This window comes from Apolloniradiicaulis salifontis (assembly GCF_053756655.1).
Map to the genome: position 1 here is coordinate 2647022 of NZ_CM132387.1, position 23235 is coordinate 2670256.

General features: G+C 65.9%; 14 protein-coding genes and 2 pseudogenes. 8 read left to right on the top strand and 8 right to left on the bottom strand.

From position 1 onward, the window contains the following. Positions 1-173 precede the first annotated feature (173 nt). Positions 174-3512 (bottom strand): TonB-dependent receptor, encoded by a 3339-nt coding sequence (locus ACWCOP_RS12640; RefSeq protein ID WP_478248649.1) that lies wholly within the window; start codon positions 3510-3512, stop codon positions 174-176. A gap of 502 nt (positions 3513-4014) precedes the next feature. Further along, positions 4015-7272: a TonB-dependent receptor gene (locus tag ACWCOP_RS12645; protein ID WP_478248650.1), complete on the bottom strand. Its 3258-nt coding sequence runs from the start codon at positions 7270-7272 to the stop codon at positions 4015-4017. Positions 7273-7729: 457 nt separating this feature from the next. Between ACWCOP_RS12645 and ACWCOP_RS12650 the strand changes: the two genes are divergently transcribed. Further along, positions 7730-9325, top strand: coding sequence for an ArnT family glycosyltransferase (locus ACWCOP_RS12650; RefSeq protein WP_478248651.1), 1596 nt, complete (start codon positions 7730-7732; stop codon positions 9323-9325). On the opposite strand, the gene msrA is transcribed toward ACWCOP_RS12650, so the two are convergent. Continuing rightward, on the bottom strand, positions 9274-9924 hold the full coding sequence (msrA, locus tag ACWCOP_RS12655) for a peptide-methionine (S)-S-oxide reductase MsrA (RefSeq protein ID WP_478248652.1): 651 nt from the start codon (positions 9922-9924) through the stop codon (positions 9274-9276). The two genes, ACWCOP_RS12650 and msrA, sit on opposite strands and share 52 nt — an antisense overlap. A gap of 179 nt (positions 9925-10103) precedes the next feature. Here msrA and ACWCOP_RS12660 point away from each other — a divergent pair. Both ACWCOP_RS12660 and ACWCOP_RS12665 read left to right on the top strand, forming a co-directional pair. Then, a pseudogene (locus tag ACWCOP_RS12660) lies at positions 10104-11300 on the top strand (L,D-transpeptidase scaffold domain-containing protein); the annotation flags it as partial. A gap of 266 nt (positions 11301-11566) precedes the next feature. Beyond that, a pseudogene (locus ACWCOP_RS12665) lies at positions 11567-11647 on the top strand (hypothetical protein); the annotation flags it as partial. Here ACWCOP_RS12665 and ACWCOP_RS12670 read toward each other — a convergent pair. Beyond that, positions 11641-12501 carry a hypothetical protein gene (locus ACWCOP_RS12670; protein WP_478248653.1) on the bottom strand — a complete coding sequence of 287 codons (861 nt, stop codon included), beginning with the start codon at positions 12499-12501 and terminating at the stop codon, positions 11641-11643. The pseudogene ACWCOP_RS12665 and the gene ACWCOP_RS12670 sit on opposite strands and share 7 nt — an antisense overlap. A 151-nt stretch (positions 12502-12652) precedes the next feature. Here ACWCOP_RS12670 and ACWCOP_RS12675 point away from each other — a divergent pair, with 151 nt between their 5' ends. From ACWCOP_RS12675 to argC, 3 genes are read left to right on the top strand one after another with little or no spacing between them, the layout of a single operon-like run. Beyond that, positions 12653-13660: an N-acetylornithine carbamoyltransferase gene (locus ACWCOP_RS12675; protein WP_478248654.1), complete on the top strand. Its 1008-nt coding sequence runs from the start codon at positions 12653-12655 to the stop codon at positions 13658-13660. A gap of 5 nt (positions 13661-13665) precedes the next feature. Continuing rightward, a complete protein-coding gene (locus tag ACWCOP_RS12680) occupies positions 13666-15033 on the top strand; it encodes an acetylglutamate kinase (protein WP_478250688.1) in 1368 nt (455 codons plus the stop codon). Continuing rightward, on the top strand, positions 15033-15977 hold the full coding sequence (gene argC, locus ACWCOP_RS12685) for an N-acetyl-gamma-glutamyl-phosphate reductase (RefSeq protein ID WP_478248655.1): 945 nt from the start codon (positions 15033-15035) through the stop codon (positions 15975-15977). Before ACWCOP_RS12680 ends, argC begins: the two co-directional genes overlap by 1 nt. Before the next feature lie 5 nt (positions 15978-15982). On the opposite strand, the gene ACWCOP_RS12690 is transcribed toward argC, so the two are convergent. The 3 genes from ACWCOP_RS12690 to ACWCOP_RS12700 form a co-directional block, all read right to left on the bottom strand. Then, positions 15983-17074, bottom strand: a complete 1092-nt coding sequence (locus tag ACWCOP_RS12690; protein ID WP_478248656.1) for an alpha/beta fold hydrolase — start codon at positions 17072-17074, stop codon at positions 15983-15985. Continuing rightward, positions 17071-18066 (bottom strand): zinc-binding dehydrogenase, encoded by a 996-nt coding sequence (locus ACWCOP_RS12695; protein WP_478248657.1) that lies wholly within the window; start codon positions 18064-18066, stop codon positions 17071-17073. The genes ACWCOP_RS12690 and ACWCOP_RS12695 overlap by 4 nt, the downstream gene beginning before the upstream one ends. 144 nt (positions 18067-18210) lie before the next feature. Beyond that, positions 18211-19089: a VOC family protein gene (locus ACWCOP_RS12700; protein WP_478248658.1), complete on the bottom strand. Its 879-nt coding sequence runs from the start codon at positions 19087-19089 to the stop codon at positions 18211-18213. Positions 19090-19205: 116 nt separating this feature from the next. On the opposite strand from ACWCOP_RS12700, the gene ACWCOP_RS12705 reads away from it, so the two are divergent. Beyond that, the gene (locus ACWCOP_RS12705) at positions 19206-19985 is read left to right on the top strand and encodes a hypothetical protein (RefSeq protein ID WP_478248659.1); all 780 of its coding nucleotides are present in this window, start codon (positions 19206-19208) and stop codon (positions 19983-19985) included. Positions 19986-20056: 71 nt separating this feature from the next. Here ACWCOP_RS12705 and ACWCOP_RS12710 read toward each other — a convergent pair whose 3' ends face one another. Then, positions 20057-21559, bottom strand: coding sequence for a S10 family peptidase (locus ACWCOP_RS12710; RefSeq protein ID WP_478248660.1), 1503 nt, complete (start codon positions 21557-21559; stop codon positions 20057-20059). A gap of 142 nt (positions 21560-21701) precedes the next feature. On the opposite strand from ACWCOP_RS12710, the gene ACWCOP_RS12715 reads away from it, so the two are divergent. Then, entirely contained in the window at positions 21702-22913 is a 1212-nt protein-coding gene (locus ACWCOP_RS12715) for a Glu/Leu/Phe/Val family dehydrogenase (protein ID WP_478248661.1), read from the top strand. Positions 22914-23235 lie beyond the last annotated feature (322 nt).

The window sequence follows — 23235 nt, forward strand, 5'->3', positions numbered from 1 at the left end:
CATGCCGCTCGCCCCTTCGTGTCGCAGAGCCCGGAGTCTATCGCGCCGGCTTGACGGTTTCGCGACACCGGGCCCGGGTGCTTCTCTTTGATTTCATGTAAAGAAAGGGCGGCCCGGCGTTCGCCGGACCGCCCCTCTTTTCACGTCACCTGATCGGTGATCCGCATACGGTTCTAGAATTCGTAGCGGATGCCGATGCGGGCGCGCCAGACGCTGGCGGAGAAGTTCTCGGAGATGATGTCCTCACCCGAGGCGTCGGTCTCCAGGAACTGGTAGTCATACACGCAGCTCGTATCGACGCCGCAGACCGGCTCGCCGGCGTTCCCGCGCAGCGTGTTGCCGGTGGCGGTGTCGACGAGGTTCACCCGCGCCGCGGTTACGCCGGCGTTGCTCGGACCGTTCAGACGCTGACCCCAGTCGTCGCTGATCAGGTTCAGGACATTCTGGATGTCGACGGTGAGCTTCAGATTGTTGTCGCCCACGTAGCGCGCGGCTCCCGGAATGCCTGGAAGCTCCTGCTCGAAGCCGAAGTCCCAACGCTGGGTCCAGGCGCTGCGGTCTTCGCCCGGCTGGACGAAGTCGCCCTGATAGCCCTCAAGACCGCGGGCCTCGATGAACTCCAGCAGATCGGCTTCCACATCGGCGTCGGCGAAGGTCGCGTTGGGATCGTCGAACCCGTCGCCGGCCGCGTTGATCGTCGGCACGTAGAGCGGATCGTTGTTTCCGTACGCGAATTCACCATCGGCCGGGTTGCCGAAGAGGTGGTTGAACGACCGCATGCCGTAGCTGATCGGACGGCCCGAATCGATCCGGCCGAAGAGCGTGAAGCTTGAGGTCAGGTCGCGGACGAAGTCGTTCTCATAGCGCAGGAACACATTGAAGGCGTGCTCCGACGCGCTGGCCACCGGGATGGCCGATCCGTTCTGGCGATCCGGGCCTGACTGGCCGCGGAAGTTGGAGACCGCCCGGCTGGAGCCGAGATCGTTGACCGCTTCGACTTCCTGCCAGGTGTAGGCCACGTCGAAGGTGACGCCGAAATCGTAGCTCTTGGCCACACGCGCCGAGAACTGGGTGGCGAAGCCTTCATCCGTGTTGGTCAAAAGAATCGGCGCACCGGCGATGCCGAGAGCGTCGATATTGGCGTAGATCGGACGCCCGTCGGGCGCGACGCCGGTCTGCGGGATGTCGTCACGAAGCCCCGACCACAGGAGGTTCTGCTGAAGCGCGGCGTTGTTCGCCTCGCTTCGCAGCGCCTGCAGGGTGATGCGGTAGTCGTCGCCGAGGCCGTAACGGGTCAGGTCCAGGCTGTAATCCGCCGCCAGCGCGAAGCGCAGCTGGGAGGGGATCTCAAAGTCCGGATCGAACACGCCGAACGCCGGCACCGCGTCGCCATTGGCGTTGGCCGCAGCGTCGGCGATCTGGTCGAGAGCCGACTGCGGAATCTGACTGCCGTTGAAGTTGGCGATATCGTCCAGCGAGCCGCGGAAGGTGTTCGGCACGAACTGGTTGGCCAGCAGAACCTGCGGGTTGCCGCCGGCGTAGAGGCCGAAGCCGCCGCGGATCGTGAGGTCGTCATTGACCGAATAGTTGAACCCGAAGCGCGGGAGGAAGATGTCGGCGCCGTCCAGGGTGTCGCGGCCGGAGATGCCGTACGCGTCCTGGAACGAGGTGGTCACGCCGTTGATGGTCACGGGCAGACGCTCGGGCGCCTGGCCGTCCTGGATGAAGCGCTCGTAGCGGACGCCGCCGGTGAGCTCCAGGGACGGCGTGACCGTCCAGCTGTCCTGCACGAAAAGCGAGAGCAGCTTGTATTCCAGGCTCGTGATGGCGTCAGCCACATCGCCGCTTTCCGGCAGGTCGACGAAGTATTCGTTCACGAAGCCGTCGGCGAAGGTCTGCAGACCCTCCACGGTCGCCACGCCGGCGGAGCCGGGCACGAACACGTTCTGGACCGAGTAGTCTTCCCACTGACCGCCGACCGAGATCGTGTGGTCGCCGAGCACGTAGTCGCCCTGGGCGTAGAGGGTGAACAGCTCGTCATTGATCGCATTGGCCTGGTCGAACCGGTCCGGACCCAGATTGATCGAAATCGGCGAGGATCCGACGAGGGCGGCGCCGTCGAGGCCGTTGGCCGCGAAGTACGGATCGTCCGCCGCGATGTCACGGATCTGGATGGCCGAGAAGTTCGAGCCCGCAGCGCCGCCGGCCTGGCCGATCGGGGTGCGGGTGAAGTCGGTCTTCTTCAGGCCGACGCGGACGATGGTGGAGAAATTGTCCGTCCAGTCGGAAAACAGCTCGCCGGAATACTGGTTGGTGGACAGGTCTTCAGTGCGCGCGGCGCTGGGCAGGTCGAACGTGCCGAAGCTGCCGACCTGGGTCTCTTCCAGGTTCAGATAGGTGAAGGTGGCGCGGTGGTTGTCGGTGATCACCCAGTCGAACTTGGTCAGCAGGCGATCGGTCTGGTTGGCGGCGTTGACCGAGCCCTTTTCACCGGGATCATAGCCGAACACGTCCTGGGACAAGTCGCGGACGATGTTGAAGATTTCCGGATCGGTGTCGCCGAAATTGAAGTTCAGCGGGGTTTCGCGCTGGAACTCGGAATAATTGACGAAGAAGAACAGACGGTCACGGATGATCGGGCCGCCGATATTGATGGACACTTCCTCTTCAGAGAAGTCGCCGGAGTCGATTTCACGGCCGAAAGCGTTCTCGCCGACCATGGAATCGTCGGTGGTGTAAAAGCCCAGCACGCCGTCGAACTCGTTCGTGCCCGACTTGGTGACGACGTTCACCAGGCCGCCCTGGAAGCCGGAGTTCAGCACCGAGAAGTCGGCCACGGACACCGAAACCGCCTCGATGGCGTCAATGTCGATCGGAGGGCGCTGGGACGGGAAGACGCCGCTTGAGTTGATGCCGAATTCTTCCTGCACCGCGATCCCGTCCACGGTCAGGCTGTTCAGCTTGGAGGAGAGGCCGCCGATATTGAGCTCGCCGCCGCCATTGGAGCTCACCAACGGGTCGCGGGCGAGCACGTCGGTGAAGTCGCGGTTGAGCGAAGGCTGGCTCGCCAGTTCGCGGGCGGAAAACACCGAACCGACGCCGTTGTCGATCGATAGGCTGTCCAGGCGCTGACCGCGCACCATGATGGTGTCGGTCTGGGTTTCCGTGCGCAGGGTGATGCGCAGCGGGTTCTGGGAGCCGGGCTGGAGGTAAATGTCCTCGAGAATCTCAGGCTCGAAGCCGGCCCGCTCAACCGTGATCCGGTACGGGCCGCCGACGCGCAGATTGGATTGCGAGAACGTACCGCCCTGATTGGTCGTCGCCGTGCTCACCGATGCGGTGGGCGTGTGGATGAGCGTGACGCTCGCCCCATCCAGCGCAGCGCCGGAGCCGTCGGTGATGGAGCCGCGCACAGACGCCGAGGTCTGTTGGGCTTCGACGGCGGCGACGGGCGCCAGCGCCATCAACGCGGCGATGGAGGCGCCGTAGCTGAGCTTGGTGAAGATGGTCATGGTGGGAAGTCCCCCTCAATCGATCGCAGGTCATGCGGCGGCCCCATGCCTCCGCGTTAAGCGGCGCTTAGTGGTCCGGACTGACGGTTCGGTGACGGGTAAATGACGAAAAAATAACGCTCCAACACGAAGGAAATCCGGGGGCAGATGATCTGAATATTCTTTATTTTCTTTATGTATGCGGCCGAGCGGCGGTCGAAAAATCTATCGTGTACGTAAGAATCGGGAGTCGCCCGGTTGATAATCGCTTCCCGCTGCAGCAGCGCGGAGGCGCAGGTCAGCCAGGGGCGTTGCCGAATGGCAACAGAAGTTGGGGGGTACGCCGGTCCTGAAAAACCGCCTCCCCCCCGAAGGCCTGCGCCGCGCGTGAGTCGTATTGGGGCCAAAGTCGCGACTGCCTCTCATCGCGGACCGCAAGCGCTCAGGCCGGGGCTCGCGCAAAAAAAGGGGCGGCTCCGAAGAGCCGCCCCCAATGCTGTCCAATCGGACGGTTACGGGTCGTCTAGAACTCGTAACGCAGGCCGATGCGGATCTGATACAGCGAGCTGAAGTTGCTGACGCTGTCGATGTCGTTCTGATCGAACTCGTTATAGCGGTACACGCAAGCGCCGGCCGTTTGGCAAGCGGTGCGCATGGAGTCGCCTTCCAGAGCCGGAGCGTTGTCGACGCCAAGAGCGGCGACGTCCGCGGCGCGAACCAGGTCGGCGTCCACGATGGCGGCCTGGCCGTTGCTGGGACCGTTGGTCTGAACACCCCAGTCAGAGTTGAGCAGGTTCGGGAAGTTGATCACGTCCAGGACAAGCTGGAAGTTGTTGTCACCCACGAAGCGGGAGACCCCCGGGATGCCCGGAAGTTCCTGGCTGAAGCGCATGTCCCACTGCTGGTTCCAGGCCGAGTTGGCGCTGTAAGCCGGCATGATCTGGCCTTCCGAGGCGCCCGCGCGAGCAACCTGATCGTAGAAGCGGTTCACGTCGAAGCCCGTCGCGAACACGACATTGGCGTCGCCGCCGCGGGTCGGAACGTAGATCGGGTTGTTGTCGAACGGACCCTCGCCCTGACCGGCGCGGCCGAACAGCGAGTTGTTGTTGTTGATGTCGTACGACAGGAAGTACGGAACGCCCGACCGGATTTCGGCGAAGACGTCGACGCGCGAGGTCAGGTCGCTGATGAAATCACGCTCGTAGGACAGGCCGAGCTTGAAGGCGTGCTCGATTTCCCAGAACGAGGTGCGCACTTCAGGGAAGTTGCGATCGATGGCCGACGTTCCACGCCAGCTGGAGATGCCGCGCGACGAGCTGCCTTCCGACACCCACTCCACGTCCTGATAGGCGTAGGCGGCGTAGAAGCCGAAGCCGTTGTCGTAGTCTTTCTGAGCGCTGAGCGAGAAGACATGGCCTTCCGAGCCGTCTTCATTGGTCAGCTGGGTCAGGTTGCGGATGCCGAGCGCCTGAAGGTCGGCGTAGATCGGACGGCCGTCCGGAGCGACGCCCGTGGGCAGCGCCGCGGCGAGGTTGGTCTGGGCCAGGTTGCGCCACAGGAAGGCGTCCTGCGCCTGCGTGTAGAGGTACTGGGCCGACAGAAGGTAGCCGTCACCAAGACCGAAGCGGTCGAGGTTCAGCTCGTGATCGACCCGCAGCGAGGCTTTGAGATCGGACGGGATCTCGAAGCCTTCGGCGATGGAGTCGATGATCTGGCCTGACTGACCGCCGACATTGGTAAGCAGCGTCTGGGGCACGTTGAAGCCGCCAGCGACATTCAGATTGTTGCCCGAGGCGAAACCGAGGGCCGGCGTGAAGGCGTTGGAGATCCACACTTTCGGCTCGCCGCCGGCGAAGATGCCGAGGCCGCCGGTGACCGTGGTCCGGTCGCTCGGCTCGTAGCGGAAGCTCAAGCGCGGCATGAACAGGTCTTTGCCGTTCAGGTTCTGGCCCGACGTGTCGGCGCCGTAGAGGCCGTCAACGACCGGGTCGAACGGCGGCGTGTCGTCCTGGCGGAAGAACTCCCAGCGGAAGCCGAAGCCGAGCTCGAGATCGTTGCGGATCTGCCAGGTGTCCTGGGCGAAGAGGGTGAACTTCTCCAGGCCCCAGGCCGCAGCGCCGTCATTGACGTTGTTGGACGGGGCGTTCTGGTACTCGACCCGCGCCGTGCCGTTGCGGATATCGTCCAGATTATTGAAGATGAAACGACCGTTCGCCGAGGAGACGAAGAGGTTGAAGAGCGAGTAGTCTTCATACTCCAGGCCGGCGGTGATCAGGTGGTCTCCCAGGGTGTAGTCGCCCGAGGCGAACAGCTGAAGGCGTTCGTCTTCAAACACGTTGGCGTGACGGAAACGGTCGCAGCCGCCCACGAAGAACTCGTCGCTGCCCGACGACCCGCCGATCAGGCCGGCGAACTGGGAGCCCGCCAGATCGTTCGGCGACAGGCGGAATTCCAGGTGCGGCTGGTCGGAACCGGCGCGGCAGTTCTGGCCGCGGGAGAATTCCTTGGAGTTGAAGCGCAGCGTGGTGGAGAAATTATCGGTCCAGTCGGAGAAGAGCTGGCCGGTATAGGCGGTCAGCTCCACCGGAATGTCGTACCAGGCGGTCTGGAAGTTCTGACGGCTGGTGCTGGTGCCGCCCTCTTCGGTGGACTGGTAGGTGAACGAGGCGCGGTGCTGGTCGTTGATGTTCCAGTCGACCTTGGCGAGAAGGCGCTCGGAGGTCACCGGTAGCGCGCCGACGGCGGGACGTCCGCCCATGTCGAAGCCGAGCTCGGCCTGCACGAAATCGTTGAAGGCGCCGTAGAAGCCCGGATCGATATCGTCGTTTTGGTCGTCGGGAACGAAGTTGAAGCCGGACCCGGACTCATACTCGTCATAGGACACGAAGAAGAACAGACGGTCTTCGATGATCGGGCCGCCGAGCGTGAAGCCGTATTCTTTCTCGTCGAAGGGAGCCACGGTGACCGCAGTCCCGTCGGTCTCGTCGCCGAAGAAGTTCTCGTCCTGGTAGTAGTAGTACGCGCTGCCATCAAACTCGTTCGTGCCCGAGCGGGTGGTGATGTTCACCAGGCCGCCGGTGAAGCCCGAAGCGGTGACGGAGTAGTCGGACACGCTCAGCGAGGCGGATTCGACCGCGTCGAGGGAGATCGGCGAACGCTCGGTGGCGTAGGTGTTCGAGCCGAGGCCGAAATCGTCCTGCTGCAGCGAGCCGTCGATGGCGAGGCCGTTGAAGCGCGGGTTCGTACCGGCGACAAAGAGCTGGCCTTCGCCGGAGGAGAACGCCAGCGGGTCGCGGACCAGGGTCGCGATGACGTCGCGATTGGCCGACGGCTGGTTGGCGATGTCGCGGGCGGAGAAGTTGGAGCCGACGCCGTTGTTCAGGTCGGTGGTGTTGATCGCCTGACCGGTGACGACGATGATGTCGGTCGCTTGCGCGTCGAGGCGGATGCTCAGCGGAGCATTGGAGCCCGGCCGCAGGCTGACGCCGTCAATGGCTTCACCGTCGAAGCCGGGCGCAGTGACAAGCACCGAGAACGGACCGCCGACGCGGAGACCGCCCTGGAAGAACGAACCGGTTTCGTTGGTCACGGCCCGCGAAGCAGTGCCGGAATCCACGTGGATCACGGTGACGGTGGCGCCGGAGATCGGCTGACCGGAAGCGTCGACCACTTCGCCGCGAAGCGCCGCCGAAGTGACCTGAGCGTGAACCGCCGCAATCGGAGCCAGCGCCAGGAGCGCAGCCGCCGAAGCGCCGTAGCTGAGTTTCTTGAAGATCGCCATCTTAGGAGTGTTCCCCATAATCGACCGGAATGGTCGCGGAAGCCCCACGCCGCCGCGTTACACCGGGCGATTACCCGCCGGGGCTGACGGTTCGGTGACGGGTATGTGACAGATTAATTGCAGCCCTGCGCTCGCTCCGTCCGGGAGCGGAGAGTCCCTGGCGGGTTAAGTTTCAGCCGGGGCATGAAGACTCGTCTTCTGATTCGATCTGCGAGGCGCTCGATAGAGGCGCGCCGCGTTGATAATCGGGTTCCCGCGCAGCCGGGTTCAGCGACACTCCACCAAGCCGCGTGGCTTTTTCGCAACAGCCGGCGGCGCAGCGCCCGTTCCTTCGGGCGCGCCTCTCAGCTGCGCCATGGGAATCCTTCAATTCGGCGATCATCTGCGTTTCGATCCGGCGTTCACGTCGGCGGCTTTGCTTTGACAAACCGCCGGAGCGGGCGCCACAAGGCGGGCGATGTCCGAGCCACTTGTCCATCGCGATCTTGCGGGTCGCCTGCTGACGCCGCGTGCAGCCATCCTTGTGATCGGCGCGCTCGTCGTTTTGCGCGTCGTGGCCATGGTCTTCGACCCCAACAGCCTTCACGCCGACGAGACCCAGTACTGGCTGTGGTCGCGCGAGCTGGACTGGGGTTATTTCTCCAAGCCGCCTCTGATCGCCTGGGTGATCGCGGCCACCACGGCCGTGTTCGGAAACGCCGACTGGGGCGTGCGCCTGGCCGCGCCGTTTCTTCATGCCGCCACCGCCGGATTCCTGGGCCTCGCGGCGGCGCGTCTTTTTGATACGCGCACCGGCGTGCTGGCGGCGATTCTGTGGGCGGTGATGCCGGGGGTGTGGCTCTCCAGCCAGATCATCTCCACCGACGCGGTGCTGATGACCGGCTGGGCGGCGAGCCTTTACTGCCTGGCGCGCCTGCGCGAGGGGACAAGCTGGCCCCACGCGCTTGGCCTGGGCCTGGCGGTGGGCTGGGCGTTCCTCGCCAAATACGCCGCGATCTATCTTCTGGTGGGCGCCGCCCTGTCGGTGCTGGTGGACGCGCCTTCGCGCCGCGCCCTCCTTTCGGTGCAGGGCGCAGCCGCCGGCGCGGTGGTGGTGGCGCTCCTGTCGGGCAATCTCGCCTGGAACGCCGCCAATGATTTCGCCACGGTCAGCCACACCGCCGCCAACGCCAACTGGGCCGGCGATCTGTTCAACTTTGATGAGCTGATCGACTTCCTTGTGGGACAGCTCGGCGTCTTCGGACCGATCTCGCTGGTCTTTCTGGTGATGGCTGTTGTGCATACCCTCAAAACCAGTTCACGCGGCTGGAACGACGCGCGCCCGGCCCTGATGCTGGTGATGTTCACCGTGCCGCCGATCCTGATCGTCTCGCTGCAGGCCTTCATCAGCCGCGCCCACGCCAACTGGGCGGCGTCCGCCTACGGGGCGGGGACGATCCTGCTGGCCTGGTTCGTGCTGGCCGGACCCAAATGGCGCCGAGGCGCGCTTGTCGCGTCGCTGGTGCTCCATGTCACCGCCGGGCTGGCCTTGCTGGCGTTCGCCGCCTCCACCCCGCTGTCGGATTCGGCCGGCCTGGCCAACGCTTACAAGCGCGTGCGCCAATGGCCCGCCACCGCCGCAGCCGTGGAGCGCGTCGCCGAAGAGACCGGCGCGGCGGCGCTCGCCTTTGATAACCGCAATGATTTCCATCAGATGCAGCGCTACGGGACGTTCGACGCGCCGCTCTATATGTGGATGCGCTACGCCGGCGCCCATAATTTCGCCGAGGCCCAATGGCCGCTGCCGGAGACGATTGAAGGCCCCGTGCTGATCGTCTCCGAACGCCCCGACGAGATCGCGCTCATGGCCCGCGATTTCGCGCGCTTTGAACCGGCGGGCGAGAGCCGCATCGCGCTGGGCGGCGGACGCGAGCGCGTCTACCGCTTCTTTGTGGGCGAGGGCTATGACCCGCTGGACCGCGACGCGGCCTACGAGGCGCAGGTGGAAGCGATCCGGGAGGCTTATGGCGCTCCCGACAGCGCGTCATCACCCCAGACGTCACGCAGGCGCTGATCGCGCCGGCAGCCGAAGCGATAACGCTGATAGCGGATCGGGTTCGTTTCGGCGTAATCCTGGTGATTTGCCTCGGCCGGCCAGAACATGTCCAGCGGCTCGATCTCCACGGCCACCGAGCGCTCGAACCGGGCCTCCACCGCGGCGAGGCTGGCGCGCGCGGCTTGCGCCTGGGCCTCGCCGGCCGGGAAGATGAAGGGCGCATAGCTGGACCCGCGATCGCAGAACTGGCCCTGGCCGTCGAACGGATCGACATTTACCCAGTAATGATCCAGCAGCGCCTCATAACTCACCTGCGCCGGATCATAGATCACGCGAGCGGCCTCGGTGTGACCGGTCTCGCCGCGCACCACTTCATAATAGCCGGGATTTTCTTCCGGCCCGCCGGAAAAGCCGGACACCACTTCGACCACACCGTCGAGTTTTTCAAAATCAGCCTCGGTGCACCAGAAGCAGCCCGATGCGAACACGGCCTGCTCAAGCCCGTCCGGAAGGGACGCCTCGGCTCCGGCGGGCTGGACGTAATCGCCGGCGTCCTGGGCGCACGCGGCGGTGGTGAACGCGCAGGCCGACAGGGCTGCGGTGAGGGCGAGACGCATGGCGGTTTCCTCTCAATGCTTGGTCTTAACATTGGCGCGCGGTGCCCATCAGCCAAGTCACAAGACTGCGAGCGCCCTCCGAAGCGACGCCATGGCGGTCGGTTTCGGCTCCACAAGCGGCGGGGGCTTTGTTAACTTTCCTGAACCGCGGCTCCTGGGACGGGATGGGGGAGAGGTCCATGCGAACAGCCGCGCCGCTTGCGGCGTTCATTTTCGCGATTGTCATCGGGCTGGCGGGCGCAGGCGCGGGCGCAGCGCAGATCCGTGTCTGGTCGGCCCCGTGGAGCGATAGCGAAATCGCAGATCTCGGCGATGCTCTGTCGGAGGCGTGGACCCACGGGCTTGATGCGGCCGACTACGCCGATCCGCGGGCTCTCGCCGCCATGGCGCGCGGGCGTCAGCGCGACGAGGCCGCGCGGGCGGCCTGGTTTGAGTACGCCGAGGATCTCGCGTTCGGCCGGGTGGATCCGCGCCAGCTCGATCCCGACTGGACCACTCCGGTGCGCGATCAGGACCTGATGGCCTGGTATGCGCGCGCCCGCGACGGGCTCGGGATCTTTGAAAGCCTTGAGGCCCTGAGCCCGCAGCACCCTGATTATCAGGCGCTGCGCGCGGCGCTGATCGCCCTTGGCGCCGCGCCGGACGCCCCCGGCCCCATCGCGCCGGGCCCCGCCCTTGGCCGCGATGATCAGGGTCCGCGCGTGGACGCGGTGCGTGCGCGCCTGCACGAGCTGGGTCTGCTGGCCGATCCGGGCCGGCCGGGCGCAGCCTTCGACGCGGCGCTGGAAAGCGCGCTCATGCGCTTTCAGGCGCGGCGCAATCTGGCCGCCGACGGGCGCGCGGGATCCACCACCATCGCCGAGCTCAACGCCGGGGCGGACCGGCGCGCGGGACAGCTGCGCGCCAATCTGGAGCGCTGGCGCTGGCTGCCGGCGGAGCTGGGAGAGCGCCATATAAGGGTGAACATCGCCGATTACCGGCTGGAGGCGTGGTCCGGCGGCCGGGTGGAACGCGTCCACGACACCCAGATCGGCACGACCTACGCCTCCACTCCGGTGTTCTCAGACTCCATGAGCATCGTGGAGATTCATCCCTGGTGGTACACCCCGGGCGGGCTTGGCTCGCGCTGGGTGCGCACCTTCCGCAGCAATCCGGCCTACGCCTATTCGCAGGGCTATCACCTGGTGGATCTGGACACCGGCGAGCGGGTCAACGCCTATACCGTGGACTGGGCCGGACGGCGCTTTCGCGTGATCCAGCAGCCGGGGCCCAACAACGCCATGGGAGAGGTGAAATTCCTGTTTCCCAACCGGCACAATGTCTACATCCACGACACGCCCCACCGCGACGGCTTCGCCCTGTCGCGCCGCGACGATTCTGCGGGCTGCGTGCGCGTTGGCGATCCCCGGGAGCTTGCGATCTGGGTACTGCAGGGCGAGGGCTGGAGCCCGGCTGAGGTGCGCGCCGCATTTGAAGAAGGGCGGACGCGGCGGGTTCGCCTGGAAAACGAAATCCCCGTGCACATTCTGTATTTTACAGCCGTTACGGGCCGGATGGGCGAAGTGCGCTTCATTCACGACGTGTATGAGCGCGATTCGCGCCTGATCGACGCGCTGGACGGGTTTATGGGTGGGGCGCCGGACGGGATCACACCCTCGGCGCCGGCTCGCGACGAGGCCGGCGCCGGTGCGCTTTAAGGCGTTCATCAGTACGGCATCAGTAAGGGGTCCAGCCGCCGGCCTCCTTCCGCGTGCCCACCGACAGCTCGAGATCGTCGAGCGCCTTGCCGGTCTTCACTTTCAGACAAGCGATAAGATAAGCCTTCAGCGCAGGCGCCACGGCGCCCGGGTTGCCGGTGAACACACCAGCCAGAACGCCGGCTCCAACGGCCTGCTTCAGGCAGTCCCTCACATCACCAAGCAGGTCATTCAGCGAAGGGTGGCAGACCTGCGCGTAGGCGATGATTTTTGAGTTGCGCCTGAAATACTGCGGCAGGTCGGTTTTGGCGACGCATTTGCCAAAGAGCCACGCCACACAGACAGTCCTCATCTCCTGCTTGTATTCCGGGATGCCGTCTATGGACAGCAGCGTGATGTCGGTGCATTGCGCGCCGGCGGCTGAGAAGAGCGCTGCGGCCGGCTCAATGGACCCCAGAAAGCTCGCATCCGCTTCGGCGGCGCGCCGTTCGGGCCCCGGCTCGCCCTGTTCGGGCTCCATGGCGAAGGCGTGCAGCGCCTCGCCGGCGAGCGCCGGGCCGAACAAGAGCTCCGCCTCGTTGGTCTCGGCGATGACCCGCACGCCGCGCAGCCAGTCCGGCGCCGGATCCAGGCCGCCCATGCCGGCGATCGGCATCAGGGCCTGGATCACCATCCCCGACGGTGCATCGGCGTGAAAATCGAACTCCTGCACCCCGTCTTCGGGCGGGGTGACGTAGACGCGCGGGGCCAGCCGGGCGTTGGTCCAGCCGCCTGTGCGGGTGAGCCCGGTGGCGGACACGCCCAGCGACGGCGGGTTCTTCTTGTTGAGCCAGGTGTTGATCGAACTTGAGTCTACGGAATAGATCGGTGTTTCGGCCATGGGTCTCTCCCCCGGATTAAATACATCCTGAGGTAAATATAACCTAATATGCAACCTCCGCAATCAGCAAATGGGCGAGCTGCCGGCGAGTTTGCGCCTGGCGCGGTTCGCAAGTATTGACGCTGCAGGCCGCACAGACAGGATCGCCGCCATGCGACATTTCCTCTCCACCGAAGACTGGTCCCGCAGTGATCTGCAAGGGATGATCGATCGCGCGCGCGAGTTTCGCGAAAGCCCGCAGGGCGATGCGCTGAAGGGCAAGTCGGTGGCGCTGATGTTTTTCAATCCCAGCCTGCGCACGCGATCCAGCTTTGATATCGGCGTGCACCAGCTGGGCGGCCATGCGGTGATCCTGGACGCGCGCGGCCAGACCTGGCCGGTGGAGTTTGACGACGGCGTGGTGATGGACGGCGAGCCCGAAGAGCACGTGAAGGAGGCCGCCCGCGTTCTGTCGCGCTACGCCGACCTGATCGCCATTCGCTGCTTCCCCAAATTCCAGGACTGGAAGGCCGAGCGCGAGGATCCGCTGATCACCGCCTACGCCAAATACGCGACCGTGCCGGTGATCAATATGGAGACCATCGTTCACCCTTGTCAGGAACTCGCCCACATGATGGCGCTTCAGGATCGGATGGGTGATGTTCAGGGCAAGGATTTTCTCCTCACCTGGGTGCCCCACCCCAAGCCGCTGAACACGGCGGTGGCCAATTCAGCGCTGCTGATCGCGTCGAAATTCGGCATGAATGTGCGGCTGCTCATCCCCGACGAAGTCTACCGCCTGGACGAGCGCTATATGAGCGCGGCCACGCGCTTCTGTGCAGAGGCGGGATCCCACTTCACCGTCACCACCGATGTGGAGGAAGCCTATGGCGGCGCCCACGCCGTGTACGCCAAAAGCTGGGGCGCGCTGCCGTTCTACGGTAATTGGGGCGGCGAGACCGCCTACCGGGCCAAGGGCGCCGGATTTATGGTGGACGAGGCCAAGATGGCGCTCACCGACAACGCCGTCGCGAGCCACTGCCTGCCCATGCGCCGGAATGTGAAGATGTCCGACGCAGTGGTGGATTCCCCCGCCTTCATGGGGATTGAGGAGGCGGAGAACCGGCTCCATGTCCAGAAAGCGATCATGGAGCGCCTGGTCCAGGACGCCGCCCCATGACCGGCATGACCGTGCCAGACAGGCCCTTGACCGGCAGGCCTACGCCCGAAAAGGCGCCTGAGCGCGCCCCCGTGCGCGCGGCCATCGTGCAGCTGCTCTCCAACATGCGCGACGGCAAGGAGATCCGCGAATACCTCAACCGGTTCGCGCAGCTGGATCAGGAACGCTTCGCGGTCGTGAAAGTCGGCGGCGCGATCATCGAGGAGCAGCTGGACGCGCTGGCGGCCGCCCTCGCCTTCCTGCAATCGGTGGGTCTGGCGCCGGTCGTGGTCCATGGCGGCGGACCACAGCTGAACACCGCATTGGAGGCCGCCGGCTTTCCTGAACAACGCCGCGACGGGCTTCGCATAACCCCGGACGCCGCCATGGGCGTGGTGCGCGACACCCTCACCGCCACCAATCTGAAGCTGGTGCAGGCCGTGCGCGACGCCGGCGGCCGCGCCGCCGCCGTGCCGTCGGGCGTATTTGAAGCCGAGCTTATCGACGAGGCCCAGCTGGGCCGCGTGGGCGAGCCCACACGGGTGCGCTTGGGACAGGTCGCCGCCGCCGCGCGCGCCGGCCAGGCGCCGATCCTTGGATGCCTGGGCGACACCGCCGACGGCAAGCTGGTGAACGTCAACGCCGACAGCGCGGTGCGCGCGCTGGTCCATGCGCTGCAGCCCTACAAGATCGTGTTTCTCACCGGGACCGGCGCGCTTCTGGACGTGAAGGGCCAGGCGATCTCCTCCATCAATCTGGCCACCGATCAGGACGAGCTCTTCGCCGCCGACTGGGTGTCGGGCGGGATGCGGCTGAAGCTTCAGGAGATCAAGCGCCTGCTGGATGATCTGCCGCTGTCGAGTTCGGTGTCCATCACGCGGCCCGACCAGCTGGCCAAGGAGCTTTTCACCCACGCCGGCGCCGGCACGCTGGTGCGCCGGGGCGAGCGCATGCTGGACATTGACCGCAAGGCCGATCTCGACCAGGCGCGCGCCGCCGCGCTGATCAAGGAGAGCTTCGGGCGCGAGCCGGTGCCGGGCTATTTCGACCAGCTGGACTTCGACCACGCCTTCGTCACCGAGAATTACCGGGCCGCCGCGATCACCGCGCGGTTGGACGGCGCGGTGTATCTGGACAAGTTCGCGGTGCTGGACGAGGCCCGCGGAGAGGGCCTGGGCGGGGCGGTGTGGAAGCGCCTGATCGCCTACGCGCCGCGCCTTTACTGGCGCTCGCGCAGCGACAACCCGGTCAATGAGTTTTATTTCAACGCCTGTGACGGCGCGGTGAAGATTGGCCGCTGGACGGTGTTCCAGCGCGGCGAAACCGATCTGTCGCGCATGCCGGCCATGATGGAGCAGATTGCAGGCCTGGCACCGACCCTTAAGGAGTCGTGATGAAACGCATCGGTCTTGTGGGCGCGCGCGGCCATACCGGGCGCGAGCTGATCGCCATTCTGGGCCGGCGCACCGATATGGCGCTGGACTTCGCGGTGTCGCGGGGCATGGCCGGCGAGCCGGTCACCAGCCTGGCGCCGGACGGCCCCTCGGGCCTGCTGTTCGAAGCCCTGACCCCGGAAGAGATCGCGTCGCGCGGCGCCGACGCGGTGATTCTCGCCATGCCCAACGGCGAGGCGGCGGCCTATGTGGCGGCTCTGGACGCCGCGACGCCGGAGACCGTGATCGTCGATCTTTCGGCGGACTATCGATTTGACGATGGCTGGACCTACGGCCTGCCGGAGCTTTACGGCCGCAAGGCGCTGGCGGGCGCCACCCGCATCTCCAATCCGGGCTGCTACGCCACCGCCGGCCAGCTCTGCGTCCATCCGGTCCGCAAAAAACTGAAAGGCGCCGCCCATCTGTTCGGCGTCTCGGGCTATTCCGGCGCCGGCACCAGCCCCAGCCGCAAGAACGACACCTCGGCGCTCAAGGACAATCTCATGCCCTATGGCTTGAGCGGCCATCTGCACGAGCAGGAGATGGCCCGCCATCTGGGCGCGGACGTGCGCTTCTCCCCCCATGTGGCCGCTTTTTTCCGCGGACTGAGCGTCACCGCCCAATTGACGCTGAAAAAGCCCATGGACGAGACCGGCCTGCGCGCTGCGTTCCACAAGGCCTATGACGGCGAGCCGCTTCTACGCATCTCCCAGTCCATCCCGGAGATCATCGACGGCGCCAACGGGCCGGGCGCGGTGATCGGCGGGTTCGCCCTGTCGCCGGACGGGCTGAATGCGGTGATGGTGTGTGCGCTCGACAACCTCTTGAAAGGCGCCGCGGTGCAGGCGGTGCAAAACCTCGCCCTCGCCTTAAGCCTGAACGAGCTCGACGGCATCGCAGGCTAACGCTCTCAGAGCCCGGTTTCGGCCTGGATCGCCGCGGTGACGCGCCGGTGCAGCGTGAGCGGGTCCAGAGCCGCGTCCAACGCCGCCTGACCGGGCGCGGCGGCGATCGCCTCCAGCCGCAGATCACGCCAGAGCTTGAGCAGAAATCCGCCATGGTCGTCCGGACTCCAGCCAGGGCGGACGGCGGGCCGGGCGAGGCTGGCGAGAAGCTCTGCATCGCCGGCTTTGGTTTCAAGCTCTGGCGTCTTGGCCGCCGCGCCGGGATATGCCGACAGATGGGCCGTGATCTCGCTCAGCGCGCGCTCGCGGTCCTCGCCCCAGCTGGCGACCCGAACGGCCCCGCTTAAGTCGCTCAGCCGGACAAGATGCGTGGACAGAGGATCACGGGCCTGAGCGCCCAGAAGCGTCGGCACGCCTGTGCGATCCGGCCCCACATGGCCGTCGCGATTGAAGGCGGCGCGGTAGGGCGCTGGATAACTCTCCCACGCCGTCAGCCAGTCCCGCAAACGGCGCAGGCGGACTTCAATTGGGGTGGGCGCCAGGTCCATACGCGCATCAAGGCGCGGCGTGTTCCACGGAAAGAAGATCAGCTGCTCTTCGAGCCGCGCCCAGATTCGGGCCAGATGCGACCCGTCCCACACCGGTGTGTGAACCACGCAGTAGCGCGCCAGCAGGTCGTCTCGCTCCTGCGGGGTCCAGACCGCATAGCCGTCAAGCGCCAGCGCCGCGACGCGCTCAGGCGCCAGAAGCGCCGCGCTCATGGCCGTGCCGGCGCCGGTGTGAAATCCGTAAAGCCCGGCGCGCTCAACCCCCATCACATCCATGAAGGCGAACAGCGCGCGCGCATAATCGTCCGCATATGGATCAGACACGTCCAAGGGGTCCGAAAGTCCGTTTCCGGGGGTGTCAAACCCGATGACGTCGAACCGGCCTTCAAGCGCGGCCGCCACCGCGAACAGCGCCGAAGCGCTTTCCGGGGACCCGTGAAGGAGGATCACCACCGGGGCGCCGGGCTTGCCCGCACGCCGGTAATGCACGGCCCGGCCCTTGACGCGCACCGCGCCGCGCACGCCCCAGCTATGCCGGCGGGCCGTCAAAGGGCGATCAGCGCCTTGCCGCGATTACGCCCGTCCATGAGCCGTTCAAACGCTTCGGGCGCGGCGGCGAGACCCGCCGCGACATCCTCGGCGATGGTGATCTCTCCGGTGCGCACAAAGGGGGCGATCTCCTCGGTGAAGACGTCCCACCGGTCATAAAAATCATAGACCACCAGCCCGTGAAGGCTTGCGCGCGCGCCGATGATCGGCCCGAAATTGATGCCCGGCCCCGGCTGGCCGGTCTGATAATGGGCCGCCAGACCGCACAGGATCGCCCGGCCATAGGGCTTCATCCGGGTCAGGGCGAGATTGAGAATATCCGAAGAGACATTCTCGAAATGCACGTCGATCCTCCCGCCCAGCGCGTCTTTCAGCGCATCCTCCCAGCCCGGCGCCTGGTAGTCGATGCAGGCGTCAAAGCGGTAGGTGTCCGTGACCAGCGCGCATTTCTGCTCCCCGCCGGCGATCCCGACCACGCGCGCCGCGCCGCGAGCCCGGGCGATCTGACCTGCGGTTCCGCCCACCGCGCCGGCGGCGGCGTCGATAAGCACCGTCTCGCCTGCCTTCACGCGGGCCAGCTGCGTCATCCCCGCCCATGCGGTGAGGCCCGGCATGCCCAGAACGGAGAGATAGGCCTGGGGCGCAATTGTCTCGGTGTTGATCTGTCTCACGGCGCCCGCGTCGGCGGCGGCGTATTCGCGCCAGCCCGCCGCCATCAGATGCACGGCGTCGCCCTCGCCGACCGTATCGCTGCGGCTCTCCACCACCACGCCGACGCCATGGCCGGGGATCGCCTCTTCGCCCGGTTTCGGCGCAGGCTCGCCCATGTGCCGCCCGCGCAGGCGCGCGCCCACATAGGGGTCCATGGAGACATGGGAGAGCTTCACCACCACGCCGCCGTCCGGGCAGGCGGGACGCGGCGCATCGATGATTTCGAAATCATCCGCGCGGGGCTTGTGGTCGATGGCGTGTTTGAGAACGATCTGGTGCATCCGATAGCCCATCCTGCAATTGTGAATTCCCGGCCAAGCCCTGCAAGGGCGCCGAGCCTGGACCTCTTGCCGGAGGATGGACGAGGTCCCGGATCTGCGCGCTTGTCCTGGAATTCACGATGATTTTGAGAGCGCAGCGCGCCGCTAAAGCTCCACCACCTCCACAAGCAATCCGTCCGGACCCTGAAGAATCCCGGCGCGCTTGCCGTTATAGGGCGCCTCGGCGCGCGCCGCGGGTTCGCTGATCCAGCCCTTCAGGCTGTCGAAATCAGGATGCAGGAAGCCGCCCAGAGCCGCGCCGGGATCCAGCATGCCGGCATGCTTGGGCCGCGCGGTGGCCGCTTTTGGATACTGGTCCAGCTCCAGGAACACGTCGCGGCCGTGAATGCCGGTGGCGATGGTGTGCATCTCGCTACGCGGCGTGCCGTAGGCGTCGGCGAGCATGTGATATTCGATCTCCATCACCCGCCCGGTCTCGAAATTCAGCGTCTCATCGAACCATTTCAGGCTGGCGTGCATGTCCGAGCAGCCCACCACCAGGATGAAGAGCCGGTCGATGGGCGCAGCGGCGCGCGGCAGATCATAGGCCGGCAGATTATCGCGAATCTGGGTGAGATAGACGATCTCCCCGTCCGGACCCTTGATCTGCATGGGATAAATGGCGGGCAGGCCCTCGATCTCGCGCGGCGGGCCGATCACCTCAAAGGGCGAGAGCTTGATGCGCTCATGGGCGGCCAGCACGTCCTGGACGCAGACCTCGATAGCGGCCCAGCCATAGCTGGTGAGCGGCGTATAGCCCGCCACGCTCGGCTGCTCCACCAGGCGCAGATAGATCTCCACGCCCGACGCCGGCTGCATGACGCAATAGCGCGCGCCTTCAGATTTCGGGGCATGCAGAAAGGCGGCGAGGTCGGCGGACATCTCGCCTTCATGGACCACGGTGTAATCAAGATAATCGCGGTAGCGGGCGATGGCGGCGTCCAGATCGGCCACGGTGAGCGTGGCGGAGCGCAACAGCTTCATGAAATCTCCCCAGAATATGGCGCGGGCCGTCTCGCCGACCCCGTCTTGAAATGGTATACCATTTTAAGACCCATGCGAGGCAAGGGCCTTGCACGAAAATAATCCGGGGAGCCGCCATGATCCGCATCGCCGCCTGTCTCGTCCTTCTCGCCAGCGGGGTCGTTTACCCTGGCGCAGGCGCCCTCGCCGAAGCGCCGCCCGTGACCGAGCCTGATGCGCTCACAGGGCCTCAGATCGTGGCCGCCGCCTATGAGGCCGCCGGCGGGGAGGCGTGGGTCAATCCGGACAGCCTCTTCATGGAGGGCTACGGCCTGTTCTGGCGCGGGTCGCAAGATTTCGTGCGCTATGAGCCCTATTGCATGTGGCGGGTCTATCCGGTCTCCAAAGACGCCGCCCACGCCGCCGACGGCCGGGTGCGCATCGAGGGCCTGGCGAACGGCGAGCCGGTCTTCCAGATCGCCTTTGACGGCCGTCACACCTATGATCAGAACGGCCGCGTCGAAGAGGACGCGGATTCAGAGCGCTGGGCGTCAAATTTCGGCTTTGGAGTAATCCGCCACGCGCTGGACGCGGGCTATGGCGTTGATCGCCTGCCCGACGATTATGTGGACGGCGCGCCGGCCTATACCGTGCAGGTGAACGATCCGGCCGGCGGCGAGACGCTGTTCAATATCCGCCAAGGCGATTTTTCCGTGGTGCGGGTCGGCTTTGACACGCCGCGCGGCTGGCATGAGCGGATTTATTCCCAGTTCTACCGCAATGAGGACGGCGGCTGGCTGCAGCCGGGCCGGGTGCGGCTGTATTATGACGGCGTGAAGGCCAACGAGATCTACTGGACCCGGTTTGAAACCGGCGTCCCCTATGACGACGCCCTGTTCCGCCTGGGCGAGGACTGACGCCCGCCCGCAGACACAAAAAAGGCGCTGAGCGGATGTCCGCCAGCGCCCTTTTCCTGTGGCTTATGAGCCTACTCGACGAAGTCGCGCAGGTCCTGGCCCAGCTGCTCGATGCTCGGCTGGTGCAGATACATCATGTGGCCGGCCGGATAATAGGTGAACGTTACCCGGTCCTGGTCATAGCCGGGCCGGTTGAACGTCATCTCGGTGGCGAAGAAGGGCGTGGCGAGATCATAGATCCCGTTCGCCGCCAGTACGCGCAGATCACTGTTCTGGCGCATGGCCCGCTCCAGCCAGGGCGAGACATTGACATAGGAATTGTCGCCGCCCGCCGGACCGGCGTCCCAGTTCCATTCGCGCACGCCGCCCAGCGTGGTGTATGGCTCGGTGATGTCGACGCCGAGATCGCGGGTGAAATAGTCCAGCATCGCCGCAGTGTACGCGCCGTCGATGCCATAACCCGACGGGTCGCCTTCGGGGCTGTCGGAGATGGCGTCCGGCTCGATCCCGGTGAAGCGTGCATCAAAACGCCCGACGCTGAGGCCTTGATCGCGCAACAGCTCGGTGCGGAAATTCGACAGCGAGACCCGCATATTGGCCCGGCGCAGATAGTCCTCCGACAGGCCGATGAAGTCGGACAGGCGCGCGATGACGCGCTGCTCGTCTTGCGCCGGCAGTGTGGCGCCGCGCACCAGAGCGGGCAGGTACTCGTCGGTGGCGAAGGCGCGGGCGTCATCGAGGAAGGCGTCGTAGTCGCCATTCCAAGCGCTGCGGTCGATCTGCTCGTGATACCAGGCCGCCGCGGCGTAGCCGGGCATCAGCCCGATATAGCCGATATCATTGCCCGGCGCGGTGTGGTCGAGCTTGAAATCCAGCACGGTGGAGATCAGCGCCACCCCGTTGATGGACACGTCGTTCCACCCCGATTCCAGCTGGCGCATCAGCGCGCCGATGCGCGTGGTGCCATAGCTTTCACCCACAAGATATTTCGGCGAGGCCCAGCGGCGGTTTTCCGCCAGCCAGCGGCGGATGAATTCGGCGATGGAGGCGGCGTCCTCGTCCACGCCCCAGAATTCCTCCGCGGCGTCGGTGTCGCCCAGCGCCCGGCTCCAGCCGGTGCCCACCGGATCGATGAACACCAGATCAGCCTCGCCAAGCAAAGTTTCAGGATTGTCGCGCACGTCGAACGGCGCCGCGCCGTCATCGCCCGGCGGTTCGCTGGGCAGCACGACGCGTTTCGGACCGATCACGCCCATGTGAAGCCACAGCGAGGCCGAACCCGGCCCGCCATTGAACACAAAAGCGACGGGCCGCGTGCGCGGATCGTTCTCGCCGTCCTTGATATAGGCGGTGGAGAAGATTGAGCCGGTGGGCTCTCCGTCATCATTGCGCAGATAGGTCTCGCCGGCGACGACCCGGTAGCGCACGCGCTCGCCGTTGGCGGTGATCTCGCCCCGGCTTTCCCAGCTGCGCGGCTCAGGAATATCGGCCGCGCGTGTCTCGGCGTCCTGCGCCAGGCTCGGCGCGGTGAGAACCAGCGCCGCGCCCAGCGCGGTGATGAAGGATTTCAGCATGTTCGCTCCCCGAAATGTTTGAGGCCGCGACCCTAAGCGAGGTGGGCGGGAAAACGCAAACGGGCGCCGGTGCGCCGCTTCCGATTTGAAACTCCCCACGACAGCGCCAGTTATAGGATGTCGCAACAAAAGACAGAGCGCCATGATCGCCTACGATCCCTTGAAAGACGCCCGCAAGCGCATCGACCACATCGCCAGGAGCCATGGCGACGACAAGATCCGCGCCGCGGTGAAGATGCTGGACGCGCCCAGCGACCGGCTGGAGGCAGAGATAGACGGCCCGGACGGCAAGCTGGACGCGTTCCGCGTGCGCTTCGCCCAGGCCGGTGAGCCCACCAAGGGCGGCGTGCGGTTTTCCGCCGACGCCGACATGGACGAGGCTGAACGCCTGGCGCTCCTCATGAGCCTGAAATGCGCGCTTCTGGGCCTGCCCTTCGGCGGCGCCAAGGGCGCGGTGCGGGTCGACGCGGGCGATCTCTCCGACGAGCAGAAAGCCGAGATCGCCGCCAGTTACGCCCTCGCCTTCAAGGACGTGATCGACCCGGACAGCGACGTGCCGGCGCCGGACGTGGCGACAGGGCCGGACGAGATGGCCGCCATGGCGCAGGCGCTGGGAATCAGGCCGGGCGACTCAAGGGCCCCCGTGACCGGATTGCCGGCGGACAAGGGCGGGCTGGCGCTTCGCGCCGGCGCCACGGGCGAAGGCGCCTGGCGGGTCTATCGCCGCCTTGCGCGCGAATGCGGCGGGGCGCAAAAGCCGCGCATCGCCATCCACGGCTATGGCAAGGGCGCACGCGGCTTTGTGGAGGCGGCGCTGAAAGACGGCGCGACACTGGTGGCCGCCGCCGATTCCAGAAGTCTCGCCCATGATCCTGACGGGATCGATGCGCAGGAGCTTGACGCGCGTAAGTCGAAGACGGGCCGCGTGGGCGATCCGGCCGATCCCATCGACATTCTGAAGATCAACGCCGATGTGCTGGTGCTGGCCGCGCGCTCCGACGTGATCACGGCGCGCTGCGCGAAGGACGTCGCAGCGTCAGCCATCGTGGAGATCGCCAACGCCCCGGTGACGCGCCGCGGCTACGCCGTGCTGGAAAAACGCGGCCGCTGGAGCGCGCCGGACATTCTCGCCAATGCCGGCGGGGTGCTGGCGAGCTATTTTGAATGGCGCGAATACGCCGCCCCGGACAAGACCGACGCCGACGCCGTGCGCGCAGAGTGGGAAAGCGCACTGGACCGCGCCTGCGACGCGGTGCTGGCCCGCATGAACGAGACCGGGCTTCCCGTCCACACCGCTGCGCTTCTGCAGGCGCTCGATCAGCTCGATCCGAAGACCCGGCCCGGCGTGGAATAGCGGCGAGCCTTTTCCTCCCCCTTGATGGGGGGAGGGGGTGAGCCTGCCAAGATTGATCCGGGGGATCGATCGAACAGGCGAACGCCCGGCGAAGCGCACGGAGGAGGGGGTGGTTGCGCCAACCTCATGAGTGTTCGCGCCCGTGATCTCACCCCACCCGACCGCGCCTACCGGCGCGCCCACCCTCCCCATCCAGGGGAGGGACAGGAGCGCAGCGTCTGTCTTGAGCCTTGGTGCGTTCTGGCTGGACTCTACGCCTCTGTCCTCCCCCTTGATGGGGGAGGTGCGCCGCGCGTCAGCGCGGGGCGGAGGGGTGGCGGCG